This is a genomic window from Herminiimonas sp. KBW02, assembly GCF_003852535.1.
Classification (GTDB): domain Bacteria; phylum Pseudomonadota; class Gammaproteobacteria; order Burkholderiales; family Burkholderiaceae_D; genus Oxalicibacterium.
The window spans coordinates 669,806-694,560 of the sequence record NZ_QAJP01000004.1 but is presented as its reverse complement, the minus strand read 5'-3'; the positions used below and the strand labels follow the sequence as shown (position 1 = coordinate 694,560).

Genomic DNA, 24,755 nt, shown 5'->3' with positions numbered 1-24,755 from the left:
ATTCTTTAGCGATGTTATGCATACGGGGACTAAGTTACGGTACCTGGACGGAGCGGCACAAAATGGCAATCCTCCAGCGTCGAACTTTTCCATTCAAATTTGCTGACGCGCTCTATCAGTTGCAACACCTGATGACGCTCGCCAACCGGGGCGACCAGACGCCCGCCTATCGTCATTTGTTCCAGCAGAGCCTGCGGCACTTCCAGTCCGGCCGCAGCCAAAATGATGCCATCAAACGGGGCCGCCTGGGGCAAACCAAGCATACCATCTCCGTAATGCAAGCGGATATTTGCAACCCGCATAGGCCGTAAATTGGCTTTTGCCAATTCGTGCAAACCCTTGATCCGTTCGATGGAATAGACTTCCTTGGCCACCAGCGACAAAACCGCAGCCTGGTAACCGCAGCCGGTGCCGATTTCCAGCACACGATTGAGTACACCACCCTGCTGATTGTTCCGCATGACTTCAATCATTCTTGCCACGATGTACGGTTGCGAGATGGTCTGATGATAACCAATTGGCAACGAAGCATCGATGTAGGCCTGGCTGGCAAGCGCCGGCTCCATGAATAAATGACGTGGCACAGCGTCCATCGCCGCCAGCACCTTGCTGTCCTTGACCCCTTGTTTCGCAACGCGCGCAGTCATCGCCTTGCGCACGGACTCCGATACCAGCGGCGTCGCACGTTCTGTTGCCACTGGCGCTGCGGCGGCTTTGCGTGGCACTTCAACAGTGCGCGTCGTAGTCACTGTGCGTTTGCTGTGTTGCGAGGCATTCAGGGTGGCAGTTTGCGGCGTAGCTACCTTGCGCTGCGGTTCCGCCCTGGCACCGTTGCGCGGTGTTTTCTCGGCGATGGAAGACAGGGACAGCGGGAAGCGCTTGCTTTTTTCGGTCATACCAAAACCTTCTTCAAGGCTTCCAGTTGCGCGGTATGCGTCAAATCGATCTGCAATGGCGTAATCGATACATGACCCAGCGCAGTGGCATGAAAATCAGTACCCTCGCCCGCATCTTTTTGCCCGCCACAGGGACCGATCCAGAATATGTCGCGACCATGCGGATCCTGTGTCTTGATCACTGCCTCCGATTGATGGCGTTTGCCAAGGCGGGTCGCCACTGGCGGTTTCAATTGCTCGTAAGGCAGGTTGGGGATATTGACGTTCAGCAGAAACGGCTTGCCATAGTTATCGAAACGACGTTCGACGATATCGCGTGCCACCCGTGCTGCAGCATCAATCTGATCCCAGCCTTTGTTGACTTGTGAAAACGCTATGGCCGGGATACCGAACAGGAAACCTTCGGTAGCCGCAGCCACCGTGCCGGAATACAGGGTGTCATCCCCCATGTTTTGCCCTTGATTAATCCCCGAGACGATCAAATCCGGCGGTTCCGACATAATCCCCGTCAGCGCGATATGGACGCAATCCGATGGTGTACCGTTGATGAAATAAAAACCGTTCGCCGCCTGGTAAACGGACAAAGGACGATCAAGGGTAAGGGAATTGGAACTGCCGGAGCGATTGCTGTCTGGCGCTACCACTACGATGTCGGCAATTGCTGCCATCGCGTCGGCCAGGGCAATCAGCCCCGGTGCCAGGTAACCGTCATCGTTACTGATAAGGATTTTCATCCCTGAATTTTACCTGAAGCAAGTGCCGCTGCCGCATAAGCTTGCAGCTCAATTCACATAAATTCTGCGTCTGTCAGGCTTGGTCTGTATGCACAGATTGTTCTGCCATCCCGGCTGCCGCATCTATCGCGCTAAAGAAATCCTGCACCACTGCCAGTTCACGCGTGCGCTTGAATGGCGGCAGGCTTTGCCAGATGCGCTTGCCATAGGGCTTGGAAATCAGACGCGGATCACAAATCATCAGCACACCCTTATCCCTCTCATCACGGATCAGACGGCCTGCACCCTGCTTCAGATTGATAATGGCAGCAGGTAACTGATGATGCATAAAGCCGTTCAGCCCTTTGCGCTCCAGTGCTTCGATACGCGCTGCCAGCACCGGATCATCCGGTGGTGAAAATGGCAGCTTGTCGATAATCACGACAGATAAAGCGTCGCCGCGCACGTCCACGCCTTCCCAGAAACTCTGGCTGCCTATCAGCACCGCATTTCCGGCAGCGCGGAAGCGATCAAGTAATTCGGTACGTCCAGCCTCGCCTTGCACCATTAACGGGAATGGCAGCTTGCGTCGTTCAAACTCTTCGCGCAAACGCTCGGCCGCACGGTTGACCGCGCGTATCGTGGTGCAGAGCAGGAAGGCGCCGCCACCCGCAGCCTCGATTACCGGCAAGGCGGCATCGATCACGGCGTCGGTATACTCCGGCGAATTCGGCTGCGGCAAGCTGGTCGGCACATAGAGCAAACCCTGCTCGCCATATTCAAACGGGCTGGGCCAGGATTGCGCCGGTTCGTCCCACAAACCCATTTGCGCGCTGTAGTGATTGAAATCGTTTTTGACTGCCAGCGTAGCGGAAGTAAAGATCCAGCTGCGCGGCACACCTTCGCGTTGCTTGTTGAAAATCGGTGCGATAGACAAAGGCGTCCGGTGCAATTGCAGCGAGGTCGAGTACGCTTCCACCCACAACACGCACTCCTGGCCGATGATGACATCTTCGGTCTGCGGCTTGTTCCATGCGTCCAGTCGCATCGCCAGTTCCAGCGCCCGCACCCGACACTGTTCTATGGTGTCTGCCCGTTCAGCCTGCTTTTGCAGCACGGCGATCATATTGTCGAGCTGGTCTTTCAGGGTTTCCAGCGCCGGGAAGAAGGTGCTCGAAGGAGCAATCTGGTTGACTGCCAGACGCACGATATCCTGCGGGAAAGTCAGGCGTAAATCGCGCGCCGCACGCTCCACCGGAGTTACCGTAGCCGCCCAGTCGGCACCATCACGGGCATGTGACAAACCCTCGGCCAATACATCGCGGCACAGCTCCAGCACTTGCGACGTTGAAATCGTGTCACCAAAGAAGAGCGTCGCGGTATCCGGCAACTGATGCGCCTCATCGAAAATAATCGTATTGGCCGACGGCAGTAATTCGGCGACGCCAGTATCCTTCAATGCCACATCGGCAAAGAACAAATGGTGATTGACCACGACCACATCGGCTTGCTGCGCTTCTTTGCGCGCCTTCATCACAAAGCAGTCCTGGTAGTACTGACACTCTGCGCCCATACAGGTATCGCGAGTCGACGTCACCAGATTCCAGATGGAAGCGGTTTCCGGCACTTTCGACAGCTCTGCCTTATCGCCGGAACTGGTGGTTTTCATGAAGCGAGAAATCTCGCGCAAGTGGCCGACGTCATCACGCGAAGTCAGGCGCCCGTTTTGCAAAGTGCGTTCCAGATGGAAGTGGCAAACGTAGTTGGCACGCCCTTTCAGCAACGCAACCGAAACCGGTGCATTCAAAGCCTTGCGTACGCTCGGGATGTCACGCAGGTATAGCTGATCCTGCAAGTTTTTGGTACCGGTCGAAACGATCACCTTGCCGCCCCATAGCAGCGCAGGCACCAGATAGGCGAACGTCTTGCCGGTACCGGTACCGGCTTCCGCGATCAGCGTACTTTGATTGGAGATGGCATGTGCAATGGCCTTGGCCATCTCAGTCTGGGACTGACGCGGGCGAAAAGCGCCCACCGCATGACCCAGCGGACTATCTACACCAAACAACTGATCGATCTCGGCATCGTGTGTGGCGGCTACAGGCAATGCAGAAGGTTCGTCGATCAAAATAACTGTCTAGCTATAAACGTTGGGGAATAAGGGAACAAGCGCACATCAAAATATCCGTGCGACTGAGGGCAGGACTCAGGCTGGAATATCCGGAATCAATTGCATTTTAAGCAATGTAATATTGTCTTTCAGCTGCAATTTCCGTTTCTTCAAACGGCGCAATTGTAACTCTTCATGGCGTCCGTCACTTACCAGGGTTTCAATCACGGCATCCAGATCCCGGTGCTCGACTTCCAGTTCGACTATACGTTGATGAAGAAGAGCGTGCGCAGTGTTCATAGTCATATCTTGTCTGTCTTCTTGTCGATGAAACAATTCAAATTTTCAGGGTAGCCGCATCCGGCCCGGCAAACAGCGGCGATCAGGCTCCTCCCCTGGTATTCAGCCATTTTGCAGCCGTCAAATGCCCTCAAACCATCGGTCAACTACCGTCATTCAATTGTAAAAAATTCTTACAAATTTAAAAGCCCTGCTTTCACTTCAGCAGGACTCTGCATGCAATAATCAAACGCAACAATTCCTAGCCATCAGTTTAATCCACTAACACGCATGCGCCAATACGAGATAGAAGCAGGAACCGGGCAACACATAGGCGACCGCAGCGAACAACAGGATCGTGTCGCCCTGTTTGCCGCACCAAAAGCACCTGGCTATATGTTAGCCGTCATTGCCGACGGCATGGGCGGTTTATCCGGCGGCGCCCTGGCTGCAGAGCAAGTCGTGCGTACGGCGCAACAGATTTTTGAGCGTTTCTCGCCGCTGACCGACAATCCGGAAGCCGTCCTGCATACGATAGCGGGTGAAGCTGATACCGTCATCAAGCTGTCGGCCATGTCATCCGACAAGAAACCACACAGCACCGTCGTCTTGCTGGTCATCACGCCACAAAACAGTGCGATCTGGGCGCATGTAGGTGATTCCCGCCTGTATTACTTCGACGGCCCGAACTGCATCAAGCGCACGACAGATCACACCTATCTGGAGCAGCTAAAAGCCGAAAACAAGCTGGATGAGGCCCAGGCCAGAGATCCCTTGCTGGCCAACCTGCTGGTGAATGTGCTTGGCAACAGTAACAATGATTTCAATATCAGCCTGAATCGCCGCGACGGTCTGAAGGCGGGTGATTCCTTCCTCTTATGTACCGATGGCCTCTGGTCATATTTCAGCGATGCAGAACTTGGTGCTGCAATCGCCATGAATACACCGCGCAAGGCTTCCGAAATGCTGATTACGAATGCGCGCAAACGCGCCGCCGGCAGCAAGGCCGACAATTGCACTTTAGCCATAGTCAAACTGGTCAAACCAGCCAAGGAAGTCAAAGACTATACAATTAAAAAAATGCGCAGCGCAGTTTGAAAACGATTTGAAAAATTTACAAGCAACGGGCTAATTAGCCCGCCCTGCTTGACGAGGCTGCCGCTACCCGTTAGCTTCTAACAAAGCAGGAAAATTCTTAACCATACCACTACCGCAAGGTAAGCAGCGGTCGCTGAAAATCCTCATTCAGACATATCTTTCAGCGCCTAGATAGCTTGTACAGTCCGGCGTCAATCCGGGCTTCGTGCAAGCCGTCGCCATTTGAAAAGATCATGCATTGAAAAAAACTCTGCCCTCCCGTTCCAATTTCGACAGCTTGCGCGTGCGCTTGCTGGTACTGGTATTGCTCGCGATTGTGCCGCCGGTCATTCTGACGGTCTACGGCGCCTGGAAGGAGCGGCAACAAGCCATACGCATGGCAGAAGACAATCTGCAACAATTGACGCAACTGGCAGCGACCAGTGAAGCACGTTCAATCGAAGGAGCACGACAGCTGTTAACAGTCCTGTCGGTTATTCCGGAATTGCGTGGCGATGCAAAAACATGTGGTCAATTCCTCAACACCATCCTTAAGAAAAATGAAGGCTACGTCAATTTTGGCGTGGCTCAATTAAATGGTGACGTCAGTTGCAGCGCACTACCTCTGGCCGAAAAAACCAATCTCGGTGACCGCGCTCATTTCAAACGCGCTGTGCAGAATAAAACATTTGCCACCGGCGATTACATCATGGGCCGCACCGTACGCAAACATACGATCAACCTGATGTATCCGATCATTGGCAACAGCGGTGATGTACAAGCCGTGATTTTTGCGGCGCTCGATTTAAGTGTACTGGATCGTTTTGTCAGTGATATCGAACTGCCGGTCGGTGCAGTACTGGTCACCGCGGACAGCAACGGCACCATCATTGCGCGACGACCGAATCCGGAAAAATGGATAGGCACACGTACCCCGCAATCGCTGTTCGATGTGATGATCAAAGTCGGCTTCGGCACCTCCGCATTGACAGATGCGGATGGCGTGACGCGTCTGCATGCGTTCGCACCGGTCGGCACCAACAATATCTCGAATTTCAAGGTCAGCATCGGCATCCCGATGGACGACATCGTGGCACCCGCCAATCATCTGCAGATGATGGAACTCACCACGCTAGCGGTGATTGCTTTACTGGCGCTGATCGCTGCCTGGTTTGTCGGTGACGTCATCATCTTGCGCCGGGTCAAAGCACTGGTACGCACCGCAGATCAGCTTGCGGGCGGCAACCTGAATGCGCGTACCGGCATCAGATACGGTAAAGAAGAAATCAGCCAGTTGGCACGCGCCTTCGACAGCATGGCCAACTCACTACAGGAACATGAAGCAGAACGTGAACAATCGAAGGCTATTCTGTTCGCTGAAAAAGAACGTGCACAAGTTACGCTGGAATCGATTGCCGATGCCGTCATCACTACCGATAAGCTGGGCAATATTGAATACATGAATCCGGTTGCTGAAAACCTGACCGGCTGGAGTAAAACTGAAGCCGAAGGTTTGCCATCGACCCGCGTCTTCAAAATTATCAATGGTCACACGCGTGAGCCTGTACCGAATCCGGTGGAACTGGTATTCGAGCAGCAAAGCAATGTGGAGCTGATCAAGGACACGGTTCTCCTCAGCCGCAATGGCAACGAATACGCGGTTGAAGATTCAGCTGCGCCGATACGCGATCGCGAAGGAAAAATCATCGGCGTGGTACTGGTGTTCCACGATGTCAGTGACTCGCGCAAACTTGCCATACAGCTGTCGCACCAGGCCGCACATGATCCTTTAACTGGCTTATTCAATCGTCGCGAATTCGAGCGCCGGCTGGAAGTGGCTATCGATACACTGGCATTGCAATCCAAACAGCATGCTTTGCTATATATGGATCTGGATCAATTCAAGATCGTCAACGACACCTGCGGCCACAGCGCTGGTGACGAGCTACTGCGCCAGATCACTGCCTTGCTACAACCATTGGTGCGTGACAGCGATACACTGGCACGCCTGGGTGGCGATGAATTTGGTGCCTTCCTCGAGAATTGCACACCTGATTCCGCGGTACGCATTGCTGAAAAATTACGCCAGACTATCTGCGACTTCCATTTTGTGTGGCAAGACAAAATCTTTCCTATCGGCGTCAGCATAGGCCTGGTTAATTTCAACAGCGATGCGCTCTCCCTGCCGGACTTGCTGAGCGCTGCCGATGCCGCCTGCTATGTCGCCAAGGACACCGGTCGCAATCGCGTTCATATTTACCGCGCGGAAGATCATCAACTGGCGCAGAACCAAGGCGAAATCAAATGGAATGAGCGCATACAAAAAGCCTTTGAAAACGATGGCTTCTGTCTCTACTCACAAGAAATCGTCAACATCCGCCGCGACAACGGCAGCTTCTTCTTTGATGAACTACGTCTCTACATGACAGATGATGCCGGCCGCCTGATTCCGACTACCGCATTCATTCCTGCCGCCGAACGTTACCACTACATGCCCACCATAGATCGCTGGGTAATACGTACCGTATTCGCGCAACAAGCCGCATCGATACTAAAGTCAGAGGGCAATCTGCGTGTATTGCTGATCAAGATATCCGGCAGTTCACTCGATGATGAAACCTTCATCGATTTCGTACGGGAACAATTCGTGCATTTTGCCCTGCCTTATGATTCGATTTGTTTCGCGATTGCTGAAACCACCGCCATCACCAACCTCACGCGTGCATTGAGTTTTATCGATACATTGAAACCACTTGGTTGCCGCTTCGCGCTGGATGACTTCGGTAGCGGCATGTCTTCCTTCACTTACCTGAAACATCTGGACGTGGACTTCCTGAAAATCGATGGCGGTTATATCCACGGCATGGAAAACGATCCGGTCGATTTCGCGAAGATAGAAGCGATACAACACATCAGCAATGTAATGGGCATCAAAACAATCGCACCGAATGTCGATAGCGACGCGACCCTGGAGCGATTGCGCAGCATAGGCATCGGCTATGTGCAAGGCAGCGCGCTACATCCCAGGAAACCGTTCTATCCGGCACTGGATAGAAAATAAATTCGCAGGCAACCTAAGTTCGTAAAAAAACCAGTCAGGCGTGAACCTGACTGGCTGATGAATTTATCCGACCTCGGTCGGAGCGAACATACGCGCTAAGGCATAAGCCTGACTTATTTGCGCGAAAACAAAAATCCCAGCACCAGACCAAGCCCCGCGGAAATGGTAACTGCGCGCCATGGGTTATGCGTGACATAGTCATCTGTGGTCGACGCAACTTCCTTGGTTTTTTTTACTGCAACGGTCGGGATTTCTTTGGCGGCGGCAATAGCAGAGTCCATGAACTCTACATATTTCTTACTCAGCTCACCGGTTTTCTCTACCGCCTGCGATTTGGCTTCACGTGCCAACTCTTTCGTATCCTTGGACAAGGCTTGCAGATCTTTCGAAATATCATCTACTTTGGATTCCATCATCGTTTTCTCCTAAAAGGTGCATCAATGTTCCGCCTGGCAGCGGTACGAAAAAACGCCCTGTTCAAAGCATCAGGGGCGGGCTATCAATTCATGGACAAATGAGCTCGATCACGCAAATTTTTCATGAGCTCATGTTGTTGGATCACACCCTGGTACTGACGCTCCACCACGGCTCTTACATCCAGCGGCAAATCCTGCTCCAGCGCACGACGATAACTTTTCAGCGCCAGATCTTCACCGCGTTCGCATTCCTTCATGATTGCATCATCGTCTTTACCCATTAGCGATGACTTGATATCTATCCAGCGGCGGTGCAAGCCACCAGCCGTACGTTGACTCCGTTCGGGATTACCACCGCGTGAAACCAGCAAGACACTTAACTCCTGAGCCGCATCATTACAACCATGCGCGAGGCTCAGGAAAGGTTGCTTCAATTGACCATCATGTATATCTTCGGCGCAGCTCTTGAAACCTGCTTCACCATCTCTGCATGCCTCAATTAATTCATTGAGGGTCGCCAGCACGTCCTCTCTCATCATCATTCCTTTCAGAAAACATCAAATCCGACCCTCATGTTTTTCCTCTGAGTGCCGTAGAGAATTCTGTCACGTATAACTTCGACCGCGAATCGCCACTACCGATCCGAGCATGCGTGAAAATTTTTTGAGCGCGTTTTCTTTGGTGGAAGATACCGATCGATAACTATCAGTATGGGATGGCAGTAAAAATCAATATGAAGCAATGTCGCGCACAACTCTGTTCGGCAACGCACATATAACTATGAAGTCTCGATTTCACATTAGTTATATATTCAGATGCGCAATTCAAGGCAAAATAGGCGCTTATTGCTGCTAAATCCACATTTCTGACAGGCAAGGTACAATGTCCGCTGCGTTAGGCATACTGAGCCATCGATTGGAATCGTAGTATCCGCGCCATTCCACTTCATTCTTGCTGCCTCAACACCGCAGAAGTTGTTGAAATATCAAGCCAATCTTCATTTAGCCAAACGAGCATAAAAGACAGAAAGCGTCTGCGCTTTTCTGCCAAGAGTCGCGCTGAAAGAAATACCAAGGAAGCTTGCGAATTTCGTATCAAACCAGTTTGCCTTTTTAAATGAATAAAGCCTTTCTATGCTGACCGCACACTACGACTCGCTACTGGTATTGATCTCATTACTGGTCGCCATTCTCGCCTCTTACACGGCGCTGGACATGGCTGGCAGGATCAACTCCGCCAGCGACAAGGGGGCCGCCTTATGGCTGGTCGGCGGCGCAATAGCGATGGGTATAGGCATCTGGTCCATGCACTTCATCGGCATGTTGTCCTTCAACCTGCCGATCGCACTCGGCTACGATCTGGGCATTACGATCCTCTCATTATTAATTGCAATAATCGCTTCCGGTTTTGCCTTATGGCGCATCAGCCAACCCGAACTACCATTCCCGAAATTGCTGAGCAGCGCCGTATTGATGGGCGTAGCCATCGCCGCCATGCATTACACCGGGATGGCAGCAATGCGTATGACACCGGGCATTGAATATGATCCGTGGCTATTTACACTATCGATCCTGATCGCGATCAGTGCGTCAGGTGCTGCATTGTGGATTGCTTTCCGCCTGCGTCGTAACACCCCAAATGTCGGCCGCTTACGTGCAATGGCGGCCATTGTGATGGGTGTAGCAATCATCGGCATGCACTACACCGGTATGGCCGCAGCTAGTTTTCCGCTCGGTAGTATCTGCAGTGCCGCGATCGCAGGCGTCAGCCCCGGTTGGCTGGCTATCGTCGTCATCGTCACCACCCTCGCCGTGCTGGCGATCGCACTGCTGACCTCCGTACTCGATGCCCGCCTCGATTCGCAGACCGGCAAACTGGTGCGTTCACTGGCTCTTGCCAACCAGGAATTGACCAAGCAGGCATTGCAGGACAACCTGACCAAATTACCTAATCGCACCTTACTGGAAGACCGCCTGGATCAAATGGTGCACAAGGCAGTGCGCGAGCAAGGTCGCTTTGCCCTGATGTTTATCGACCTCGATGGTTTCAAGGCCATCAATGACTCGCTCGGCCATCATATCGGCGACTTGTTGTTGATCGATGTGGCGCAACGCATACGCGACAACATCCGCGCGCAGGATACTGCCGCCCGTCTGGGCGGCGATGAATTCGTCATGCTGATCGAAGTCAAGGAGCCGGAAGATGCTGCCTCAGTCGCGGACAAACTCTGTACCACGCTAAGCCTGCCTTTCGCTATCGCGCAATACAATCTTGGCATCTCGGCCAGTATCGGTATTGCGGTGTATCCGGAAGACGGCAAGACCCGTCATGATTTGCTGGTGCACGCCGATGCAGCGATGTACCACACCAAGAGTACCGGACGTAACGGCTATCACTTCTTCGAATCATCGATGAATATCAATGCGCACAATCAGTTGCAGGTGATACAGGATTTGCGCACGGCACTGGAGCGCAAGGAATTCCGTCTGCACTATCAGCCCAAGTTCAATACCACCGATGGCGTCGTCGTCGGTGCCGAAGCACTGCTGCGCTGGCAACATCCTGTGCGCGGCATCATTGCACCTGCTGACTTCATCGGCCTGGCGGAAAAAACCGGCCTGATCGTCCCTATCGGTGAATGGGTGCTGGATGAAGCGTGCCGACAAATGCGTAAATGGTATGACGAGGGTTACCAGGAATGGAAGATGGCGGTCAATCTGTCATCCGTCCAGTTCAGCAATGACAATCTGGTTGAGATGGTCAAAGAAACGCTGGAGCGCAACAACTTGCCCGCAACATCGCTGATGCTGGAAGTCACCGAATCCACCGCGATGCACAATGTCGAAGCCAGCCTGACCATCCTTGAACAATTGGTCAACCTCGGCGTGGAAATTTCGATAGACGATTTCGGCACTGGTTATTCCAGCCTGCTCTACCTGAAGCGCCTGCCTGCGACTGAACTGAAGATAGATCGCGGCTTTATACGTGATCTGGCGCAGGGTACGGATGATGCGTCTATCGTCTCCGCCATTGTGGCGCTGGGCCGTTCGCTGAATTTGCGTATCGTGGCGGAAGGCGTAGAAACCGAGAAGCAGCAGGAATTTCTTACGACCCTGGGTTGCGATACGCTGCAAGGCTATTTTATGGGCCACCCGATGGCGTCCGAACAATTCATTGCAGCTATTGATGCGCTGAAGGCCATGCAGTTAAATCTGCATGCGCCAGACAACATGGGCAGCACCGGCCTGCAGATCCAGCATTGATTTATTTTGGGCAGTAGGCCAGTGTCAGCGGATCATATAAGGATGCGCTGTAGTGCCAGGACTGGTGCCACACCATATATGGAGTCAATGTCTGCGCCTGTCCCAGATCAACAGCGTATGCTTCCGGTACCGCAGAGATCCAGGCAACGATCGCTATTGCAGCAGCAATGGTAAAAACCACCAGACTCAAAGCGGTCAGGAAAAGTCGGAAGATATGCGGATTATCTGCATGCTCCATACAGCCTCCCCTTGCACAACAAGTGTGATCAAGCGATGTATAGGAGCTGCGATTTTAAATTGACGCGATACATCTCTCTGTGCGCTGCCGCACCCAGACGACAAATCATTTTTGCACAGCTGCAAACAAAAAGGCCTTGCTATCAAGCAAGGCCTTTTTCATGATCAACTACCCGCGCACACTACAATTGCGGATTCAGCTTCTCTATCTTCGAATGCAATTTGTTCAATGCAGAAATATAGGCTTTGGCTGAAGCGACAACGATATCGAGATCCGCACCAACGCCATTGACGATACGACCTGCCTTGGACAGACGCATGGTTACCTCGCCTTGCGACTCGGTACCGGTAGTGATGGCATTCACCGAAAACAGCAACAACTCAGCACCGCTCTCAACCTTGGACTCAATCGCATTGACGATAGCGTCAACCGGGCCATTACCCTCGCCTTTGCAGCTTTCTTCCTTGCCATTTATAGCAAAGACGACATTCGCTGCCGGTTTAGAACCAGTCGACGATTGCTGCGACAAGGAGACAAAGCTGTAGTATTCCTTCTCGTGTGATTGCTGTTCATCGGATACCAGGGCCATGATGTCTTCATCAAAAATATCGGACTTACGATCCGCCAATTCCTTGAAGCGTACAAACGCAGCGTCCATCTCTGCGCCGGAATCAAGTGTGATGCCCAGCTCTTCCAGACGCTGCTTGAATGCGTTGCGACCGGACAATTTGCCCAACACAATCTTGTTGGTGCTCCAGCCCACGTCTTCCGCCCGCATGATTTCATAGGTGTCACGCGCCTTCAACACGCCATCCTGATGGATGCCGGATGCATGCGCAAATGCATTTGCACCGACCACGGATTTATTCGGCTGTACGGCGAAACCGGTAATCTGCGACACCAGCTTGGAGGTCGGCACGATTTGAGTGGTATCGATGCCGACTTCCAGATTGAAGTGATCCTTGCGGGTACGCACCGCCATGACGATTTCTTCCAGTGCGGTATTACCCGCACGCTCGCCCAGGCCATTAATCGTACATTCCACCTGACGCGCACCACCGATCATCACGCCAGCCAGCGAGTTCGCCACCGCCATACCGAGATCGTTATGGCAATGCACGGACCAGACTGCCTTATCCGAATTCGGGATGCGTTCACGCAAGGTCTTCAGCATATTGCCGTACAGACCAGGCACGCCGTAACCGACGGTATCTGCGAAATTGATGGTGGTCGCACCTTCCTTGATGACTGCCTCAATTACGCGGCACAGGAAATCGATATCTGAACGGCTGCCATCTTCCGGGCTAAACTCGATGTCGTCAGTGAAATTGCGCGCATAACGCACCGCCATCTTCGCTTGTTCAAATACCTGATCCGGCGTCATGCGCAACTTCTTCTCCATGTGCAACGGAGACGTCGCGAGGAAGGTATGGATACGCTTTCTTTCGGCTGGCGCCAACGCTTCGGCAGCACGTGCAATATCCTTGTCATTCGCGCGCGACAGCGAACACACCGTCGCATCCTTGATGATGCCGGAGATCGCATGGATGGATTCAAAATCGCCCTGCGACGCAGCAGCGAAACCAGCTTCGATAATGTCTACCTTCAAACGTTCCAGTTGTCGTGCGATACGGATTTTTTCATCCTTCGTCATCGAAGCGCCGGGAGATTGCTCACCATCACGCAGGGTGGTGTCAAATATGATGAGTTTGTTGGATGACATGTTGAGTCCTTGGGAAATGCGCCTTGGGAAATGCTTCTGGTAAAAGCTATTCGTGTAAGTGTTATTGTAAAAATCAGATTAATGATCGTCGTGTGGTTCCAGTTCGGTCTGCACGATGCTGCTGACCGGCTTGCCTTTGGCCAGACGCCAGAAATAAACACAGTAGCCAGACAAGCCATACAGAACAAACAAACCAAACAAAACTTTAGGCGGATCGCTGGATACCACCACGAAAGCCAGCACGATCAGGAAAATCCCGATAAACGGTACCGACTTGCGGAAGTTGATGTCCTTGAAGCTATAGAACGGGACGTTAGTCACCATGGTCAGACCGGCGTACAGGGTAATACCCCACGCGATCCAGCTCAGGTCAGGACCGACAAAACCCAGGTCTTGCATCAGCCAGATAAAACCAGCGACCAGTGCCGCTGCGGCCGGGCTAGGCAAGCCCTGGAAGTAACGTTTATCGACCACGGCAATATTCGTATTGAAACGTGCCAGGCGCAAAGCACCGCCCGCGCAGTAAACAAAAGCGGCGAGCCAGCCAAGTTTGCCCATATCCTGCAGTGCCCAGACATACACCACCAACGCGGGTGCTGCGCCGAAGGAAACCATATCGGCCAGACTATCGTACTGCGCACCAAACTCGCTTTGGGTATTCGTCAGACGCGCGACACGACCATCAATCGCATCCAGCACCATCGCGGCGAAAATCGCAATTGCAGCGTAGTCGAACTTTTGTCCCATTGCCATCACGATTGCATAAAAGCCGCAAAACAGTCCGGCGGTAGTGAATGCATTCGGCAACAGGTAAATACCACGGCGGCGCAAAGTGGGACGCGGCATAACAACCTCCTCCGTCTCGGATGGCAAAATTTGATTGCTACGTGCAAGTCGGCCCAGTGGACGTGGCTTGGTAAAAGGGACTTTGCTATTTTTCGCTTTTCGACGATTGAAACTTGACATGCTTATCCTGTTTTCAGCTAGCGCTATGGATGGAGGATCAGGAGGCGTAGTGTATCAGACGGGCAATGTAACCGGCGGCTGGCAGCTATAAACATCGCATAATTCTTGCCCTGCAACAGGGATGAAAATGCGTTAAAAACGACAATGGCCACTACCGGGGTAGCGGCCATCCTTGGATTTTATGCTGCGATGCGATATCAAGCAGCCGCGACGATATCGCGGCCGCTCTTAACGGAACTTGACCTTGCCTACCACGCGCATATTCAGCGTTGTTTCACCAGGTTCAAAGCTAGGCTCTTCCACCGGCGCCGCATCCGCCGCCATCGAGGCACGCATCATCTTGGGCGCAGCCGCCATTTCTGCGTAGTTGCCGGAACCTTCAAAGTCCACGGTATCCATCACGGCATCAGCCGGATTGCGCCCCATCGCACGTGCAATCGCGGCAGTACGTTCAGTCAGGTTTTTATAAGTGGCGTCGATACGTTCTGCATCGAGTTTCTTCGCCGTCGCATCGGTCAGGCCGAATTGCAGGCCATTCAGGGCCAGCACGCCCTGGGCTGCCGAGACCGTCTTAGGCAAAGCGTTCAGGTTGGTAGTTTTCACTTCCAGATACTGGCCGACGCGCCATGCGGTAGGCTGGCGCGCTTTATTGGACTGGCGCGGCTGGTCTTCTGGATAAACCGCATAGGTGTAATAGCCACGTGTGCTCAACACGGCCTGCGGATCGGCTTTACGGACGATCTCGGTACCCTGCTTCATTTTTTGATTTACGCGCGAAGCAGCCGCAGCTTTGTCCTTATCCTGCTCTTCCACCATCAACGTCAGGCGCGCTTCGTCATTCGCATGTTTGACTTCGCCGTAAGCAGGAACGATGACCAGGGTGCCTGTCGTTTGTACCGGCGCCTGAGCAAATGCAGTCGCACTAGCGGCAACGCAACCAAGAGCCAGCAGGGTTTTGAATTGTGACATATGAAATCTCCGTAAAAGAAAGGCAAGCTGCGATTCGACAGCCAGCTTATTGCTTAAGTTCTTTCCGACCAGCAATCGTCACACTTTTTTACAAGATTAGGTAATTTGTTTTTAGCGATCCAAGGCACGTAAGGACGAAAAAAAGCCACGCTAATGCGTGGCTTTTCGTCCGAGCGCGGCATGTGCTTGCAAGCACATGCCGGATGATGCCCGGCTTAAGATCTAAGAATCTTAGTTTTTGGTTTGATCAACCAGTTTGTTTTTTGCGATCCAAGGCATCATCGCACGCAGTTTTGCACCAACTTCTTCGATTTGGTGTTCAGCTGTCAAACGACGACGGGAAATCAGGGTAGGCGCGCCTGCCTTGTTTTCCAGGATGAAGCTCTTCGCGTATTCGCCTGTCTGGATGTCTTTCAGGCATTGACGCATTGCGTTTTTGGTGTCTTCAGTGACGACGCGTGGGCCGGTCACGTATTCGCCGTATTCTGCATTGTTCGAGATCGAGTAGTTCATGTTAGCGATACCGCCTTCATAGATCAGATCAACGATCAATTTCAGTTCGTGCAAGCACTCGAAGTAAGCCATTTCCGGAGCGTAACCAGCTTCGGTCAGGGTTTCGAAACCAGCTTTGATCAGTTCAACTGCACCACCGCACAGAACAGCTTGTTCGCCGAACAAATCGGTTTCTGTTTCTTCGCGGAAGTTGGTTTCGATGATACCAGCACGGCCACCGCCGTTAGCCATTGCGTACGACAAAGCGATGTCGCGTGCGACGCCGGATTTGTCCTGGTACACAGCGATCAGGTGAGGCACGCCGCCACCTTGCGAGTAAGTACCACGTACGGTGTGACCTGGCGCTTTTGGAGCGATCATGATGACGTCCAGATCAGCGCGTGGCACTACTTGACCGTAGTGAACGTTGAAGCCGTGTGCAAATGCCAGTACTGCGCCTTGTTTAGCGTAAGGAGCAACATTTTCGTTGTAGACCTGAGCGATGTTTTCATCTGGCAGCAAGATCATGATGACGTCAGCAGCTTTAACTGCGTCATTGACTTCTGCAACGTTCAGACCTGCGTTCTTCACTTTATCCCAGGATGCGCCGCCTTTACGCAGACCGACTGTCACTTTGACGCCGGAATCGTTCAAGTTTTGCGCGTGCGCGTGACCTTGCGAACCGTAACCGATGATGGCAACGTTTTTACCTTTGATCAGCGACAGATCACAATCTTTATCGTAGAAAACTTTCATGATGTTCCTAAATGGTGTTGTTGGTGTGAATGAACTACTTAAACTTTGAGTATGCGTTCGCCGCGACCGATACCGGAGCCGCCCGTACGGACAGTTTCCAGAATCGCGGTGCGATCGATCGAATCGATAAACGCGTCGAGCTTGGTTTTGTTACCGGTCAACTCGATGGTGTAAGTCTTGTCCGTGACGTCAATGATGCGACCGCGGAAGATATCCGCAGTACGTTTCATTTCTTCACGTTCCTTACCGACTGCACGTATCTTGATGAGCATGAGCTCACGTTCGATAAACGCACCTTCGGTCAGGTCGACCACTTTCACCACTTCGATCAAACGGTTCAAATGCTTCGTGATTTGCTCAATCACATCGTCCGAGCCGCTGGTGACAATTGTCATCCGCGACAAGGTTGCATCTTCGGTTGGGGCCACGGTCAACGTTTCAATGTTGTAACCACGCGCAGAGAACAAGCCTACTACGCGCGACAAGGCACCCGCTTCATTTTCCAGTAAAACAGAAACGATATGGCGCATCACAGATCCTCCGAACCCAACAGCATTTCAGTCAAACCTTTGCCTGTCTTGACCATAGGCCAGACGTTTTCGGTTTGATCCGTAATGAAATTCATGAATACCAGTCGGTCTTTCATGTCGAACGCTTCTTTCAGTGCGCCATCGACATCAGCCGGATTTTCGATCTTCATACCGACGTGACCGTAAGACTCAACCAGCTTGTTAAAGTCAGGCAGGGAATCCATGTAGGACTCGGAATAACGTGAACCGTATTCCAGCTGTTGCCACTGACGAACCATACCGAGGAAGCGGTTGTTCAACAGAATGATTTTCGGTGTCAGGTGGTACTGCTTGCAGGTCGCCAGCTCCTGGATACACATCTGGATCGATGCTTCACCAGTGATACAGGCCACGGTTGCATCCGGATTCGCCTTTTGCACACCCATCGCGTATGGCAAGCCGACGCCCATGGTGCCGAGACCACCCGAGTTGATCCAGCGACGCGGCTTGTTGAACGGATAGTACTGTGCCGCCCACATTTGATGCTGACCTACGTCCGAAGTGATGAATGCATCACCCTTGGTGACTTCCCAGACTTTCTGGATCACCGATTGCGGCTTGATGACTTCAGTCGAATCAGTAAACTTCAGGCAATCGCGTTTGCGCCATTCATTGATTTGTTTCCACCATGCCGACAGCGCAACGCTGTTCGGTTTGGCGTCAGCTGCATCCAGTTGCGCCAGCAATTCAACCAGCACTTCCTTGACGTTGCCGACGATAGGAATGTCAACCTTGACGCGCTTCGAAATCGACGATGGATCGATGTCGATATGAATAATCTTGCGCGGGGTTGCAGAGAAATGTTTCGGGTTGCCGATCACGCGGTCATCAAAGCGCGCGCCGATCGCAATCATCACGTCCGAGTGCTGCATCGCCATGTTGGCTTCGTAGGTGCCGTGCATACCTGGCATACCGACGAATTTATCGCTCGAGGCTTTGTACGCGCCCAGACCCATCAGGGTGTTGGTGCATGGAAAACCGAGACGATCAACCAGACGATTCAATTCTTCCGAAGCATTGGCCAGGATCACACCGCCGCCGGTATAAATCATCGGACGTTCAGCTTGCAGCAAGAGCTGCACCGCTTTGCGGATTTGACCGGAGTGGCCTTTGTCTACCGGCTTGTACGAGCGCATTTCAACTTCTTGCGGATACTCGAACACGCACTTGTGCATCGTGATGTCTTTAGGGATGTCGATCAGCACCGGACCTGGACGGCCGGTGGTAGCAATGAAGAACGCTTTCTTCATGGTCGCTGCCAGATCCTTGACGTCCTTGACGAGGAAATTGTGTTTAACGCATGGACGCGTAATACCGACGGTATCGCATTCCTGGAACGCATCCAGGCCGATCGCGTGCGAAGGCACCTGACCGGAAATGACGATCATCGGAATCGAATCCATATACGCAGTCGCCAAACCGGTAACGGCATTGGTTACGCCAGGACCAGAGGTCACCAGGCAAACGCCGACTTTATTGGAGCTGCGGGAGTATGCGTCAGCAGCATGCACGGCGGCCTGTTCATGGCGCACCAGGATATGCTGGAATTTGCTGTGATTGAAAATCGCGTCGTAGATGTAAAGCACTGCGCCGCCAGGGTAGCCGAACACATGTTCAACACCTTCTTCAGCCAGGCAACGGACAACGATCTCGGCGCCAGTCAGTTCTTCGCCGATTTTATTATTGCTGGTAGTACTTGTTTCAGTGGTCATGCTAACGTCCTTTCAAGGTCCATTGGAAATTGATCGGATGCTCTCTCCTGATGAAACCGCTAAATGCTCCAGTGCTTAGGCATCCCTTTTTTGTGCGGTCACGCCGATTCGTCACACATGTGTGTATGTGTTTCAAAAAGACGCTTAACGCGACTCGTTCAGCCAGAGGTTCTGGGGTAATGACGGATTTCTCGCGCTTGTGGCGCGGGTTAGAGCAAACAGCTTTCAAATTGTTTGAAGCGCGTCTTTCAACAAGATTGCATCATGCGCAATATGCGGAAAGACCATGGGTACCCTTTGAGATGGTAAGGGGAACGCTACGTTACTGCGTTGCACAATATAGGTCAAGCTAAATCGCTGGAAAGCTGTATGGAATCAACGATTTTGCGCAAAAAACACCCGCAAACGAGGCTTTTTTGCTAGCATGCGTGCAGTTTAAAAACGTGATTGTCGAATTGTTTAGACATCTCATCCCGAAACACCCTAGGCAGCGTTCAATCGAATGCGCTGCATCCAATGGCAACTGATAAAGAACTTTCGGATTTTCTCGAAGATGTCGAACGCCGCGCCTTCAAGCAGGCGGTGTACGCGGTTCGCAAGGAAGAATCGGCACTGGACATCGTCCAGGATGCCATGATCAAACTCGCAGAGAAATACGGCGACAAGCCGGCGCCAGAACTACCCATGCTGTTCCAGCGCATCCTGCAAAATACCATCCGCGATTATTTTCGCCGTGAAAAAGTCCGCTCCTCGTGGATCAGCCTGTTTTCCAGCTTTGGAAATAAACAGGAAGACCAGGAAAATTTCGACGCGATGGATATGATAGAGGCAGAGGAAGGCAGCTTCGGCTCCGAAACCGGTCTGGTTAAGCTGGAACGCAAGCAAATTCTCGAATTCATAGAGCACGAAGTACAAAATCTCCCATCACGTCAACGAGAAGCCTTCCTGATGCGTTATTGGCAGGATCTGAACGTGGCAGAAACTGCCGCCGTAATGGGATGCTCCGAAGGAAGTGTAAAAACGCACTGTTCCCGTGCAACGCATGCCTTGGCTCAGGCGCTCAAAGCCAAAGGAATTTACCTATGAAAACCAAAGAACTGGACCTCGCTTACAAGTTAAGCCACGCGCTGGATGAAAGCGCCAACAAGGTTTCGGCAAACACCGCCGAACGCCTGGCATCTGCGCGTAAAATCGCGCTATCCCATAAAAAGCAGACTGCGACGGCACCTGCTTTCGTCGCGCAACCAGCACTGGCATCCCATGGCGACGCTGATTCTTCGTCCGGCAATCGCTGGGCCTGGCTGGGTCGCATGGGTATGGCGGTACCGCTGGCAGCTTTGGTTTTCGGCCTGTTCGCCATCTATCAATTTGAACAACACCAGCAAATCATGGATTCAGCATCGATTGATGCCGAAGTGTTAACTGATGATTTGCCTATATCCGCTTACTTGGATCATGGTTTTGATGCATTTTTGACAAAAGGGGACAAATAGGCATGAAGGCATGGATTTTTTCCCTGAATGCATCTGCTCTCGGGAAAATCACTAATACCCTCTTCGCCTTGTCCCTTGCATACACCAGTGCAACGCAAGCAGCGCCGGCTAGCGCGCCGACGCCTGCACCTGCGGGCACGCCCCCGGTTGCAAATAGCAAACCTATCGTCAAAGCAAGCCCGGCCCCTACTGCCAAGACCAGTACCAAGTCAGAATGGAACAAACTCAGCCCGGCGCAAAAGAAGGCGCTCGAGCCATTGGCTGGCGACTGGCACAAGCTGGATTCCTTCCGCAAGGAAAAGTGGCTGGAACTGGCAAATCGCTTTGCCACCATGACGCCGCCTGAACAGGAACGCATGCAGGAACGCATGCGCGACTGGGTCAAGCTGACTCCGGATCAAAGACGCCTGGCGCGCGAAAACTATAATCGCGCAAAAAAACTGAATGCAGAACAAAAGGCCAGGCAGTGGGAAGAGTATCAACAGCTGCCGGACGAAAAGAAAAAGCAATTGGCTGATACCGCGCCGCCGCCTAAGCGCATCGTCAATCCGCCACGCCTGAGCGGTAGCGCCAGTAACGGCTTAAGCAACGATCAAAATCCGTCGCAAGTAAAAGTGGCGCCTAAAGCTGTGCCCGCGAAACAACCGGTGCCGCGACAGGAAGCGATACAACCTTCATTACCTCCACCGGCAGCGGTGCCGGCCCCGGCGTCTGCGGTACAATCGCAATAAAACTACCGCCCTCGCCTTATGTCATTGAATAGTTCTGATACGCCTACGATCAAACGCCGCCTGACTACAATGATTTATGAAGGCGTATTGCTATTCGGTGTGATCGCCATCGCTGGCCTGCTGTTCTCCACGATTTTCCAGCAACGTAATGCCCTCTACCTGCGCCATGCCTTGCAGTACTGGCTATTCTTTGTCGTCGGCGCCTATTTCGTCTGGTTCTGGATCCACAGCGGCCAGACCCTGCCGATGAAAACCTGGCGCATACGCGTGGTAACAGTTGATAACCATACGCTGAGTTTCAAGCATGCAGTCGCGCGCTACTTCCTTGCCTGGTTCTGGTTCCTGCCTGGTCTGGCGATTGCATGGGCACTTGACGCCAAGGCATGGACGTCGGTTGCCATCGTCTGCGCCAACGTCGCTGCGTGGGCACTCGCCGCTTATGTACATCCTAGCCGCCAGTTCCTGCATGACCGCATTGCCGGCACCAAACTGATCCAGCTCAGTAAAATCAAATAAATCCATTTCCTGCCAGCGCGCAGGCATGCCGCCCTGCCTCTCTCTTCGCTATTTAGTGTTAAAAGTGAATCTTGTTGCTTCCTTATGGTCTATGCATAGGTAGAATGAGTCGTAACTTCAGTATTCATCTTGATTGACGTGTCATGCCTGTAACGGCATTTTTGTTTAACCAAAAAGTGGAGAAGTCACATGGTAAAGAAACTGAAAAAAACAACGAAATCAGGAAGCAAACAATTGAGCGACGGCGTACACGCCTCGGCTCAGCAAATCTGGCAAGCAGGCCTCGAAGCCTTTGCCAAAACACAGCAAGAAGGTGAACGCGTGCTCGCCAAGCTGGCAAAAAAAGGCAGTAGCCTGCAAAAGCGCACACGCAAGATCGCCGAAAGCAAAGTGGCCGATGTCTCGGACGGCTTGCTCAAACTCAGCAACAATGTCGGCAAGCAGGCATCCAGCTCCTGGGACAAACTCGAGCAATTAATCGAAAACACGGTAGCCAACTCCCTCAATCATTTTGGCGTTACAACCAAAAAAGAACTGGAAGCGCTGCATAAACGCATAGATACGCTCACCAATAAAGGTGCGGCAGCCGCTGGCATAAAGAAACCGGCAACCAAGAAAACTGCAGGCAAAAAAGCTGCTGCCAAGAAAACTCCGGCGAAGAAAGCCGTAGCGAAAAAAGCAGCAGCTAAACCTGCAGCCAAGAAAGCACCTGTCAAAAAAGCACCTGTCAAAAAAGCTGCAGCGAAAAAGCCGGCAGCACGCAAAGCAGCAGTAAAAACCGCTTAAGCCACGTACCGCAGGGTTTGCGCCTGGCGCAAACCCGCATCTGCAACATCAGCACATCCAGCCACCCTCTCCCTGTACCGAAAATGAAATCTCTTTGTGTTTATTGCGGCTCGTCTTATGGAGTCAAACCGGTTTATGCCGAAGGTGCTCGCTCACTGGCCAAAGAAATGGTCGATCGCCAGATCGAGCTGGTCTATGGCGGTGGCAATGTCGGCTTGATGGGTGTGATTGCCAATGAAATCCTGCGCCTCGGTGGCAAGGCTACCGGCGTCATTCCGCAAGCCTTGATGGATAAGGAAGTCGGCCACAAAGAGCTAACGCATTTACACGTGGTCAAGGACATGCACGAACGCAAGGCCTTGATGGCAGAACTATCGGATGGTTTCGTCGCGATGCCGGGCGGCATAGGTACACTGGAAGAGCTGTTTGAGATTCTGACCTGGTCACAGCTTGGTTTCCATCAGAAACCGATAGGCGTATTGAATGTAGATGGTTTTTATGACGGACTGATCGCCTTCCTGCAAAACCAGGTCGCCCAAGGTTTTGTGAAAGACAATCAGGCCTCATTGATGATGCATGAAACAACGCCGCTTGCACTCATGATACGACTGCAGACTTTTGTGCCGCAACCCAGCACCAAGGTGCTGGATGCGCTGGCAGCTAAAACACTGCTGCCTTAATACCCCACCAAATCAGGCATCCAGCGCCTGGCGGAAATCTTCCACCAGGTCAGCCGTGTCTTCTATCCCGATCGAAACACGGATCAGGGATTCTGCTATTCCCATGCTGGCGCGGCGCTCTGCACCCATTTCATAGAAAATCGTATGGGCAACCGGAATCACCAGCGTACGGGTATCACCGAGATTGCTGGCCGACACGCCCAGTTGCAGGCGGTTCAGATAATCGAAGCAATCGATACCATCCTTCAGTTCGAAGCTGAACAGGCTGCCATACGCGCGGAACAGCTCGGTCGAGATCGCGTGCTGTGGGTGTGACTTCAAGCCTGGGTAATACACCGCCGCGACACGCTCATCTGCTTCCAGCATCTGCGCCACAGCCAGTGCATTCGCACATTCACGATCCAGACGCAGCGCCATGGTTTCCGCGCCAACGGCCAGATGATGCGCCGCTTCCGGCCCGAGCGAACCACCAAAATCGCGTAAGGACTTGGCACGTATTTGTGCCATACCCCACTGTGCAGCAGGATAACGCTTATAAGTTTCCAGGATATTCGGGAAGCGCGCCCAGTCATACAAACCAGTATCGGTCAGGCTGCCACCCAGCGCATTGCCATGGCCCCCTATTGATTTGGTCAGCGCATTGATGACGATGCTGGCACCTACCGTTTTCGGACGGAACAGATACGGCGAAGTCATGGTGTTATCGACTACATACAGGATCCCGCGCTCTGCACACAGCTTGCCTATGCGCGCCAGATCAGCAACCTGGGTGCGCGGATTGGCGATAGTTTCGACAAAGACGATACGCGTGTTAGGCTGGATCGCTGCTTCCACGTTTTTGACGTCGGTCGCATCCACCATGGAGATTTTGACGCCCTGCCCGCCTACGGTTTGCCACAGGCTATTGGTATTACCGAACAAGTAAGCCGACGACACCACATGATCACCTTCGCGCAACAAGGCTTGTACCACTGCGCCTATCGCAGCCATACCGGTCGCAAAGCAAATCGTGGAAAGACCTTCTTCCATCTTGTTCACTTTGTCTTCCAGCGCTGCCACTGTCGGATTGCCCTGACGTCCGTAGCGATAACCAGGCTTCTTGCCCTGGAATACGGTAGCCAGCTCACGTGCGTCGTTGTAGCCGAAGGTGACCGAGGTATGGATAGGTTTGTGCAGCGAACCGTGCTCGATCTCTTTTTGGCGATCGCTATGCAAGGTAGTGGTGGTAAAGCCGTATTTTTTGGAGTCTGTCATGATGGCCAAGAAAAAAATGCCTGAATGCACACTTGCGTGTGCAAATCAGGCATAG

Annotated in this window: 23 protein-coding genes; 9 read left to right on the top strand and 14 right to left on the bottom strand. The window is 52.6% G+C overall.

Features of this window, described 5'->3' with window-relative positions; genetic code table 11:
- Positions 1-29: 29 nt before the first annotated feature.
- The 4 genes from DBR37_RS07570 to DBR37_RS07555 form a co-directional block, all read right to left on the bottom strand.
- The gene (locus tag DBR37_RS07570) at positions 30-896 is read right to left on the bottom strand and encodes a protein-L-isoaspartate(D-aspartate) O-methyltransferase (RefSeq protein ID WP_124573835.1); all 867 of its coding nucleotides are present in this window, start codon (positions 894-896) and stop codon (positions 30-32) included.
- A complete protein-coding gene (surE, locus tag DBR37_RS07565; RefSeq protein ID WP_124573834.1) occupies positions 893-1,630 on the bottom strand; it encodes a 5'/3'-nucleotidase SurE in 738 nt (245 codons plus the stop codon). The genes DBR37_RS07570 and surE overlap by 4 nt, the downstream gene beginning before the upstream one ends.
- Positions 1,631-1,703: 73 nt before the next feature.
- A complete protein-coding gene (locus DBR37_RS07560; RefSeq protein ID WP_124573833.1) occupies positions 1,704-3,737 on the bottom strand; it encodes an ATP-dependent DNA helicase in 2,034 nt (677 codons plus the stop codon).
- A gap of 78 nt (positions 3,738-3,815) precedes the next feature.
- Positions 3,816-4,019 (bottom strand): YdcH family protein, encoded by a 204-nt coding sequence (locus tag DBR37_RS07555; protein ID WP_124573832.1) that lies wholly within the window; start codon positions 4,017-4,019, stop codon positions 3,816-3,818.
- A 270-nt stretch (positions 4,020-4,289) separates the two neighbouring features.
- Between DBR37_RS07555 and DBR37_RS07550 the strand changes: the two genes are divergently transcribed.
- A complete protein-coding gene (locus DBR37_RS07550; RefSeq protein ID WP_124573831.1) occupies positions 4,290-5,096 on the top strand; it encodes a PP2C family serine/threonine-protein phosphatase in 807 nt (268 codons plus the stop codon).
- 238 nt (positions 5,097-5,334) lie between these two features.
- The gene (locus tag DBR37_RS07545) at positions 5,335-8,136 is read left to right on the top strand and encodes an EAL domain-containing protein (RefSeq protein WP_124573830.1); all 2,802 of its coding nucleotides are present in this window, start codon (positions 5,335-5,337) and stop codon (positions 8,134-8,136) included.
- A 113-nt stretch (positions 8,137-8,249) separates the two neighbouring features.
- On the opposite strand, the gene DBR37_RS07540 is transcribed toward DBR37_RS07545, so the two are convergent.
- A complete protein-coding gene (locus DBR37_RS07540) occupies positions 8,250-8,552 on the bottom strand; it encodes a YqjD family protein (protein WP_233588303.1) in 303 nt (100 codons plus the stop codon).
- Positions 8,553-8,635: 83 nt separating this feature from the next.
- Positions 8,636-9,094: a PA2169 family four-helix-bundle protein gene (locus DBR37_RS07535; protein ID WP_370454234.1), complete on the bottom strand. Its 459-nt coding sequence runs from the start codon at positions 9,092-9,094 to the stop codon at positions 8,636-8,638.
- 591 nt (positions 9,095-9,685) lie between these two features.
- Here DBR37_RS07535 and DBR37_RS07530 point away from each other — a divergent pair.
- Entirely contained in the window at positions 9,686-11,815 is a 2,130-nt protein-coding gene (locus DBR37_RS07530; RefSeq protein ID WP_124573829.1) for a bifunctional diguanylate cyclase/phosphodiesterase, read from the top strand.
- A 1-nt stretch (position 11,816) separates the two neighbouring features.
- Here DBR37_RS07530 and DBR37_RS07525 read toward each other — a convergent pair whose 3' ends face one another.
- From DBR37_RS07525 to DBR37_RS07495, 7 genes are all read right to left on the bottom strand, one after another.
- Complete coding sequence (locus tag DBR37_RS07525) at positions 11,817-12,053, bottom strand: hypothetical protein (RefSeq protein ID WP_124573828.1); 237 nt, start codon at positions 12,051-12,053, stop codon at positions 11,817-11,819.
- 181 nt (positions 12,054-12,234) lie between these two features.
- Entirely contained in the window at positions 12,235-13,776 is a 1,542-nt protein-coding gene (locus DBR37_RS07520) for a 2-isopropylmalate synthase (protein ID WP_124573827.1), read from the bottom strand.
- A gap of 78 nt (positions 13,777-13,854) precedes the next feature.
- Positions 13,855-14,742, bottom strand: coding sequence for a CDP-diacylglycerol--serine O-phosphatidyltransferase (pssA, locus tag DBR37_RS07515; RefSeq protein WP_124573826.1), 888 nt, complete (start codon positions 14,740-14,742; stop codon positions 13,855-13,857).
- A 228-nt stretch (positions 14,743-14,970) separates the two neighbouring features.
- Positions 14,971-15,711 (bottom strand): SIMPL domain-containing protein, encoded by a 741-nt coding sequence (locus DBR37_RS07510; protein WP_124573825.1) that lies wholly within the window; start codon positions 15,709-15,711, stop codon positions 14,971-14,973.
- A gap of 231 nt (positions 15,712-15,942) precedes the next feature.
- Entirely contained in the window at positions 15,943-16,959 is a 1,017-nt protein-coding gene (ilvC, locus tag DBR37_RS07505; protein ID WP_124573824.1) for a ketol-acid reductoisomerase, read from the bottom strand.
- 38 nt (positions 16,960-16,997) lie between these two features.
- Entirely contained in the window at positions 16,998-17,489 is a 492-nt protein-coding gene (ilvN, locus tag DBR37_RS07500) for an acetolactate synthase small subunit (RefSeq protein ID WP_012080002.1), read from the bottom strand.
- Complete coding sequence (locus DBR37_RS07495) at positions 17,489-19,240, bottom strand: acetolactate synthase 3 catalytic subunit (RefSeq protein ID WP_124573823.1); 1,752 nt, start codon at positions 19,238-19,240, stop codon at positions 17,489-17,491. The genes ilvN and DBR37_RS07495 overlap by 1 nt, the downstream gene beginning before the upstream one ends.
- Before the next feature lie 516 nt (positions 19,241-19,756).
- On the opposite strand from DBR37_RS07495, the gene DBR37_RS07490 reads away from it, so the two are divergent.
- From DBR37_RS07490 to DBR37_RS07465, 6 genes are all read left to right on the top strand, one after another.
- On the top strand, positions 19,757-20,326 hold the full coding sequence (locus DBR37_RS07490; protein WP_124573822.1) for an RNA polymerase sigma factor: 570 nt from the start codon (positions 19,757-19,759) through the stop codon (positions 20,324-20,326).
- Entirely contained in the window at positions 20,323-20,733 is a 411-nt protein-coding gene (locus DBR37_RS07485) for a DUF3619 family protein (RefSeq protein ID WP_124573821.1), read from the top strand. The genes DBR37_RS07490 and DBR37_RS07485 overlap by 4 nt, the downstream gene beginning before the upstream one ends.
- 2 nt (positions 20,734-20,735) lie before the next feature.
- Positions 20,736-21,464, top strand: a complete 729-nt coding sequence (locus tag DBR37_RS07480; RefSeq protein WP_124573820.1) for a DUF3106 domain-containing protein — start codon at positions 20,736-20,738, stop codon at positions 21,462-21,464.
- 18 nt (positions 21,465-21,482) lie between these two features.
- Complete coding sequence (locus DBR37_RS07475; protein ID WP_124573819.1) at positions 21,483-21,980, top strand: RDD family protein; 498 nt, start codon at positions 21,483-21,485, stop codon at positions 21,978-21,980.
- Positions 21,981-22,169: 189 nt separating this feature from the next.
- Positions 22,170-22,766 carry a phasin family protein gene (locus DBR37_RS07470; protein WP_124573818.1) on the top strand — a complete coding sequence of 199 codons (597 nt, stop codon included), beginning with the start codon at positions 22,170-22,172 and terminating at the stop codon, positions 22,764-22,766.
- Between the two features lie 83 nt (positions 22,767-22,849).
- The gene (locus DBR37_RS07465) at positions 22,850-23,446 is read left to right on the top strand and encodes a TIGR00730 family Rossman fold protein (protein WP_124573817.1); all 597 of its coding nucleotides are present in this window, start codon (positions 22,850-22,852) and stop codon (positions 23,444-23,446) included.
- A gap of 12 nt (positions 23,447-23,458) precedes the next feature.
- Here the strand turns inward: DBR37_RS07465 and DBR37_RS07460 are convergent, their stop codons facing one another.
- On the bottom strand, positions 23,459-24,700 hold the full coding sequence (locus DBR37_RS07460; RefSeq protein ID WP_124573816.1) for a cystathionine gamma-synthase family protein: 1,242 nt from the start codon (positions 24,698-24,700) through the stop codon (positions 23,459-23,461).
- Between the last annotated feature and the right edge of the window lie 55 nt (positions 24,701-24,755).

Bases quoted from the DNA above. Each gene is read 5' to 3' on its own strand.
- DBR37_RS07570 (WP_124573835.1), bottom strand. From the start codon at position 896: ATGACCGAAAAAAGCAAGCGCTTCCCGCTGTCCCTGTCTTCCATCGCC.
- surE (WP_124573834.1), bottom strand. From the start codon at position 1,630: ATGAAAATCCTTATCAGTAACGATGACGGTTACCTGGCACCGGGGCTG.
- DBR37_RS07555 (WP_124573832.1), bottom strand. From the start codon at position 4,019: ATGAACACTGCGCACGCTCTTCTTCATCAACGTATAGTCGAACTGGAA.
- DBR37_RS07550 (WP_124573831.1), top strand. From the start codon at position 4,290: ATGCGCCAATACGAGATAGAAGCAGGAACCGGGCAACACATAGGCGAC.
- DBR37_RS07540 (WP_233588303.1), bottom strand. From the start codon at position 8,552: ATGATGGAATCCAAAGTAGATGATATTTCGAAAGATCTGCAAGCCTTG.
- DBR37_RS07535 (WP_370454234.1), bottom strand. From the start codon at position 9,094: ATGATGATGAGAGAGGACGTGCTGGCGACCCTCAATGAATTAATTGAG.
- DBR37_RS07530 (WP_124573829.1), top strand. From the start codon at position 9,686: ATGCTGACCGCACACTACGACTCGCTACTGGTATTGATCTCATTACTG.
- DBR37_RS07525 (WP_124573828.1), bottom strand. From the start codon at position 12,053: ATGGAGCATGCAGATAATCCGCATATCTTCCGACTTTTCCTGACCGCT.
- DBR37_RS07520 (WP_124573827.1), bottom strand. From the start codon at position 13,776: ATGTCATCCAACAAACTCATCATATTTGACACCACCCTGCGTGATGGT.
- pssA (WP_124573826.1), bottom strand. From the start codon at position 14,742: ATGTCAAGTTTCAATCGTCGAAAAGCGAAAAATAGCAAAGTCCCTTTT.
- DBR37_RS07510 (WP_124573825.1), bottom strand. From the start codon at position 15,711: ATGTCACAATTCAAAACCCTGCTGGCTCTTGGTTGCGTTGCCGCTAGT.
- ilvC (WP_124573824.1), bottom strand. From the start codon at position 16,959: ATGAAAGTTTTCTACGATAAAGATTGTGATCTGTCGCTGATCAAAGGT.
- ilvN (WP_012080002.1), bottom strand. From the start codon at position 17,489: ATGCGCCATATCGTTTCTGTTTTACTGGAAAATGAAGCGGGTGCCTTG.
- DBR37_RS07495 (WP_124573823.1), bottom strand. From the start codon at position 19,240: ATGACCACTGAAACAAGTACTACCAGCAATAATAAAATCGGCGAAGAA.
- DBR37_RS07490 (WP_124573822.1), top strand. From the start codon at position 19,757: ATGGCAACTGATAAAGAACTTTCGGATTTTCTCGAAGATGTCGAACGC.
- DBR37_RS07485 (WP_124573821.1), top strand. From the start codon at position 20,323: ATGAAAACCAAAGAACTGGACCTCGCTTACAAGTTAAGCCACGCGCTG.
- DBR37_RS07480 (WP_124573820.1), top strand. From the start codon at position 20,736: ATGAAGGCATGGATTTTTTCCCTGAATGCATCTGCTCTCGGGAAAATC.
- DBR37_RS07475 (WP_124573819.1), top strand. From the start codon at position 21,483: ATGTCATTGAATAGTTCTGATACGCCTACGATCAAACGCCGCCTGACT.
- DBR37_RS07470 (WP_124573818.1), top strand. From the start codon at position 22,170: ATGGTAAAGAAACTGAAAAAAACAACGAAATCAGGAAGCAAACAATTG.
- DBR37_RS07465 (WP_124573817.1), top strand. From the start codon at position 22,850: ATGAAATCTCTTTGTGTTTATTGCGGCTCGTCTTATGGAGTCAAACCG.
- DBR37_RS07460 (WP_124573816.1), bottom strand. From the start codon at position 24,700: ATGACAGACTCCAAAAAATACGGCTTTACCACCACTACCTTGCATAGC.